This is a genomic window from Plectonema cf. radiosum LEGE 06105 (assembly GCF_015207665.1).
In the GTDB taxonomy this organism is placed as follows: domain Bacteria; phylum Cyanobacteriota; class Cyanobacteriia; order Cyanobacteriales; family Nostocaceae; genus Rivularia; species Rivularia radiosa_A.
The window spans coordinates 1-5,079 of the sequence record NZ_JADEWL010000246.1; the positions used below are offsets into that span (position 1 = coordinate 1).

4 protein-coding genes are annotated in these 5,079 nt (G+C 38.6%); all 4 read left to right on the forward strand.

Annotated elements, in window-relative coordinates; all coding sequences use genetic code 11:
* A partial coding sequence (gene ccmN / locus IQ247_RS31295; RefSeq protein WP_228060215.1) for a beta-carboxysome scaffolding protein CcmN occupies positions 1-790 on the forward strand: 790 nt, incomplete at its 5' end.
* Between the two features lie 200 nt (positions 791-990).
* The gene (ccmO, locus tag IQ247_RS31300) at positions 991-1,791 is read left to right on the forward strand and encodes a beta-carboxysome assembly protein CcmO (protein ID WP_193926032.1); all 801 of its coding nucleotides are present in this window, start codon (positions 991-993) and stop codon (positions 1,789-1,791) included.
* Between the two features lie 411 nt (positions 1,792-2,202).
* On the forward strand, positions 2,203-3,123 hold the full coding sequence (locus tag IQ247_RS31305; RefSeq protein ID WP_193926034.1) for a LysR family transcriptional regulator: 921 nt from the start codon (positions 2,203-2,205) through the stop codon (positions 3,121-3,123).
* A 171-nt stretch (positions 3,124-3,294) separates the two neighbouring features.
* Complete coding sequence (locus tag IQ247_RS31310; protein ID WP_193926036.1) at positions 3,295-4,923, forward strand: mucoidy inhibitor MuiA family protein; 1,629 nt, start codon at positions 3,295-3,297, stop codon at positions 4,921-4,923.
* Positions 4,924-5,079 lie beyond the last annotated feature (156 nt).

Below are 5,079 nucleotides of genomic sequence, written 5' to 3' on the forward strand. Positions count from 1 at the left end.
CCCCATCCCCATCCTCCAGCAAAGAGGTAAAATAGGTAAAAATATGTCCGTGCCGCCACTGCGCCTATATAATAATTTCGAGACTTTTTTCAGTGGCGAGGTGATTGTTCATGCTAGTGCGGTCATCGCACCAGGGGTAATCATGCAAGCGGCTCCCAAGAGTAAAATAATTATCGGTTCTGGAGTTTGTATTGGTATGGGGTCAATTCTCCAAGTCGATGCAGGAATTTTAGAGATCGAATCGGGAGCAAATTTAGGAGCCGGTTTCCTGATGGTTGGCGCAGGTAAAATTGGTGTAAATGCTTGTATAGGTTCGGCTACGACTGTATTTCGTGCTTCCGTGGAACCTGGGAAAGTCGTTCCGGCAGGTTCGGTTATTGGAGACAATAGTAGGTCTTTGAGCGAATCTTCCACCGAGGAAATGAATGGTAAACTCAAGCAAACTCAGTTACCTCTAACTGAACAAGTGGAGGAAGAAATTTCCTCTCATATTCCCAATTCTCCAACTTACGTCACTCCCCCCCTTACCCCATCACCTCGTCCTTACGTTAGTCCATCTCCGATTTCGTATTTTTCTCCTGTCAAAAATTCAACAGAAGAAAAAGCTGTTTCCTCGGATTCAGCAGCAGCAGAAGAATCAGCCGAACAATCCACCAATGTTAATTCAAACGGCGTTGGAAATCATATCTATGGAAGAACTAATATTAAAAGTCTGTTAATAACTTTATTCCCTCATAGACAATCTTTGGATACATCCGTATCTGAGGATGAACAATCCCAAGATGGATGAATTCTTAAGGACACACTTTGCGATCGCGTAGTGCAAGCTCGTTGCTATCGCAAAGAATGCATTTTTGATGACAATTATTTTTCATGCTTCATCCTCAATCTTTTATAGAAGCTAAAGTGAAAGGTAAGGCGTAAAAACAATATGTTTAATTTTTATCCTTCACTTTTTATAGTCAATTGGAATATTGGGGAGAAATACTAATGCATTCCTATAATCAATCTTCATCACGCAGTCGAGAAAAAACTAAAGGTGCTGCTTTAGGGTTAGTATCTACCCAAAGTTTCCCTGCAATTGTGGGAACGGCGGATATGATGCTCAAATCTGCTGGGGTTCACTTGATTGGATATGAAAAAATTGGCGGGGGACATTGTACTGCTGTGATTCGGGGAGGAGTTGCTGATGTCCGTTTGGCTGTAGAAGCTGGTGAACAAACTGCTAAGCAATTCGGACAGTTTATTTCTAGCTTGGTAATTCCTCGCCCTTATCCTAATCTAAATATAGTATTACCTATTACTACTAGACTAAGTGAAATTGCTGATGGTTCAACCTATAATAGATTGAGCAATCAAGCAGTCGGGTTAGTAGAAACAATCGGGTTCCCGGCGATGGTAGGAGCAGCGGATGCTATGCTCAAATCAGCAGATGTCCAGTTAGCGGCTTATGAAAAAATCGGCTCTGGCTTGTGTACTGCAATTATTCGCGGTTCTGTGGCAAATGTAGCAGTAGCAGTAGAAGCTGGGATGTACGAAGCAGAACGCATTGGAGAATTGAATGCGGTGATGGTGATACCTCGTCCCCTAGATGAACTAGAGCAAACCTTACCAGTAGCAAGTTGTTGGATAGAGGAGCGTCAACCCGTAAGATTACCAATTAACATTAAAGAGCAAGTTGGGGAAGCAGAATTAATCGAGTTGCCAGAATTAAATAAGTTACCAGAAAAAATAGTTGAAGAAATCTCAATTTTACCGGAAGTCGAAAGGTTAGAAATGGGTGATGGGTAATGGGTGGTTGGTAATTGGTAATTGGTAATGGGTAATGGGTAATGGGTAATTGGTAATTGGTAATGGGTAATTGGTAATTGGTAATTGGTAATTGGTAATTGGTAATTGGTAATTGGTAATTGGTAATTGGTAATTAAAATCTGTGAAATCCGTGTAATCCCTTTTAATCCGTGGTCATGGATTATCTGGGGATAGGGTTACTTATGATAATAACTTCTCAACTTCATAAGTTAAATACCCAATTTTGAATAACAAGCATAGATTTTTCTCTATGGAAACCCTCAGATTTTTTTCGTGAGGGAAAGCATTTTTTACTTAATTATTCGGTCATACTTATATATATATCTCTCTATGAGAGAGCATCCTTTTGAGGGTGTTTATTTATGAAGTGTTATAAGAGGATAATCACCATTGAATCAAGCGACGCTGCACCAATTAAAAGTGTTCGAGGCTGCGGCACGACACAGTAGTTTTACTCGCGCCGCAGAAGAATTGTTTCTTACGCAACCCACCATTTCCATGCAAATAAAACAACTAACAAAATCGGTGGGAATACCGTTATTTGAACAAGTTGGTAAACGTTTGTATCTTACGGATGCAGGACGAGAATTATTTGCTACTTGCCAAGAGATATTTAATATTTTGGCTAAATTTGAAATGAAAGTAGCGGATTTAAAAGGATTAAAACAAGGGCAATTACGTTTAGCAGTAATTACCACAGCAAAATATTTTATTCCACGTTTATTAGGCGCATTTTGTCAGCTTTATCCGGGAATTGAGATTGCTTTACAAGTAACAAATCATGAAGGAATTCTGGAACGAATGACGAATAATCAAGACGACTTATATATTATGAGTCAAATTCCAGAAAATCTTGACATCAATTATCAAGAATTTTTAGATAATCCTTTAATAGTTTTAGCTCCAATTAATCATCCTTTAGCTGGTGAAAAGAATATTCCGATATCAAGGTTAGCAAATGAACCTTTTATTATGCGGGAACCAGGTTCTGGAACAAGAAGAGCGGTGCAAAAGTTATTTGAAGAAAAGAATGTAGAAGTGAAAGTAAAATTGGAATTAGGTAGTAATGAAGCGATTAAACAAGCTATTGCCGGAGGCTTAGGAATCTCGGTTTTATCTCGTCATACATTAATGCCTTATGCCGAGGATTTAACAGTTTTAGATGTCGAACATTTTCCCATAAAACGCAGTTGGTATATGGTTTATCCCAACGGTAAACAATTATCGATTGTTGCACGTGCCTATTTTGAATATTTATTAGAAGCTGCAAAGCAATTTGCTTCAGAAACAGCTTTGTATGGGAATGGGTAATAGGTAATTGGTAATGGGTAATAGGTAATTGGTAATGGGTAATAGGTAATTGGTAATGGGTAATTGTCAACTGTCAACTGAGTAATTAAATCCGTGAAATCAGTGTAATCCATTTCAATCCGTGATCTACAATTAACCAGCATAACCGTTCGCAATTAAGGAAAACTGGCAGTGGTTAACCAGGAAATACCATCATCGCGTAAATTTGTCGAAACAGATATTGTCGCAGTTGCAGTTTATACTAATCAAGCATTGGTGACACGCCGTGGTGCAATCAAATTAAACGGAACTGAGCAGGAATTGATAGTCTCACAACTGCCAGAAACTATTGAAACGGAGTCGGTGCGGGTTAACGGTAAAGGTAATTTGGCTGTGCGTTTGTTGGGTGTAAATGTGGAGCGTATTTACACAACTGAGTCGGTAGTAGCGCGGATATCGCAGTTAAATCAACAAATCGAACAGTTGGAAGCGCAGAAACGTCAATTTCAAGCTCAAATGGATGCTCTAGCCTTACAATCGCGGTTTTTGGAAGGTTTACGGGAGAAGACTGAGGAACAATTTTCCATTAGTTTAGCGCGTAAAAGTATTAGCTTGAGCGAAACTCTAGATTTACTCAACTTCCTCGGCAGCCAGTATACTGAATATGCTATTTCCATGGAAGATTACAAAAATCAACAGCGGGAATTAGATGGGCAGTTGGAGGTATTATACGCTTCCTTACAACAAATTCGATCTCCTCAACCTAGCGTTAGTTTTAATTTAACGGTGGGAATTGAAGCTGACGGTGCGGGAGAATTTGAGCTAGAAGTGTCTTATGTAGTCAATCTTGCAAGTTGGAAACCGCTTTATGATATTCGAGTTGATCGCAAAAATCAAAGCGTTAATTTGGTATACTTGGCGCAAATTATCCAAAATACCGGCGAAGATTGGACGAATGTAAATTTAACTCTTTCTACAGCTAAACCCGGTAGTGGAACTTTACCACCGAAGCCTCAACCTTGGTATATTGATATTCCCCAACCACCGATGACTCGCAAAAGAGTAAGAGGGTTTGCAGATGCATCAATGGCTGCACAATCTCGTAATTTTGATGTTGAAGAAGAAAATTATGGCTCGGAAATTGAAGAATTAGAAAAAGAAATAATCGAAGCAGAGGTAATAACTGCGGAAGTATCCCAAGAAGGAAACGTAGTTACCTTTAACTTAGATGGTAGTGGAAATATACCCAGTGATGGCGCACCTCACAAAACTACAATTTTCCAAGATGATTATCCTTGTAATTTTGGCTATATAGCAATGCCGCGTTTGGTAAGTTTTGCTTATCTACAAGCTAATGTCAAAAATAATTCCCTGGGTACAACTTTATTACCGGGTAAAGCCAATATTTTTCGCGATCGCATTTTTGTGGGAGTTTCCGATTTACAAAATACCGTACCAGGTGAAGAATTTAAATTAAACTTGGGAATTGACGAAGGTTTGAAAATCGAACGGGATTTAGTTGAGCGTGAAGTCGATAAAAAATTTATTGGTAATATAAGCAAAATCACTTATGGCTATAGATTACAAATTAGTAATTTACTTAATAGTGAAGCCAAATTAGAATTACTCGAACAACTACCAATAAGTCGTAACGAACAAATAAAAGTACGTCTTAACCGGACAAATCCCCAAATTCAACCTGGTGAAATGGGAATATTAAAATGGAATTTAACTCTTGCACCACAAGATAAACAAGAGATTTATTATCAATTTACTGTAGAATATCCACCCCAGTTAAGTGTGATAGGTTTGGATGTATGAGGTTAAAGGTTAAAGGTTAAAGGTTAAAGGTTAAAGGTAGAGAGTTAGGAGTGAGGAGTTAGGAGTTAGGAGTTTTGAGTTAGGAGTTAGGAGTTTTGAGTTTTGAGTTTTGAGTTTTGAGTTTTGAGTTAGTTGACAGTTGACAGTTTGTATTTA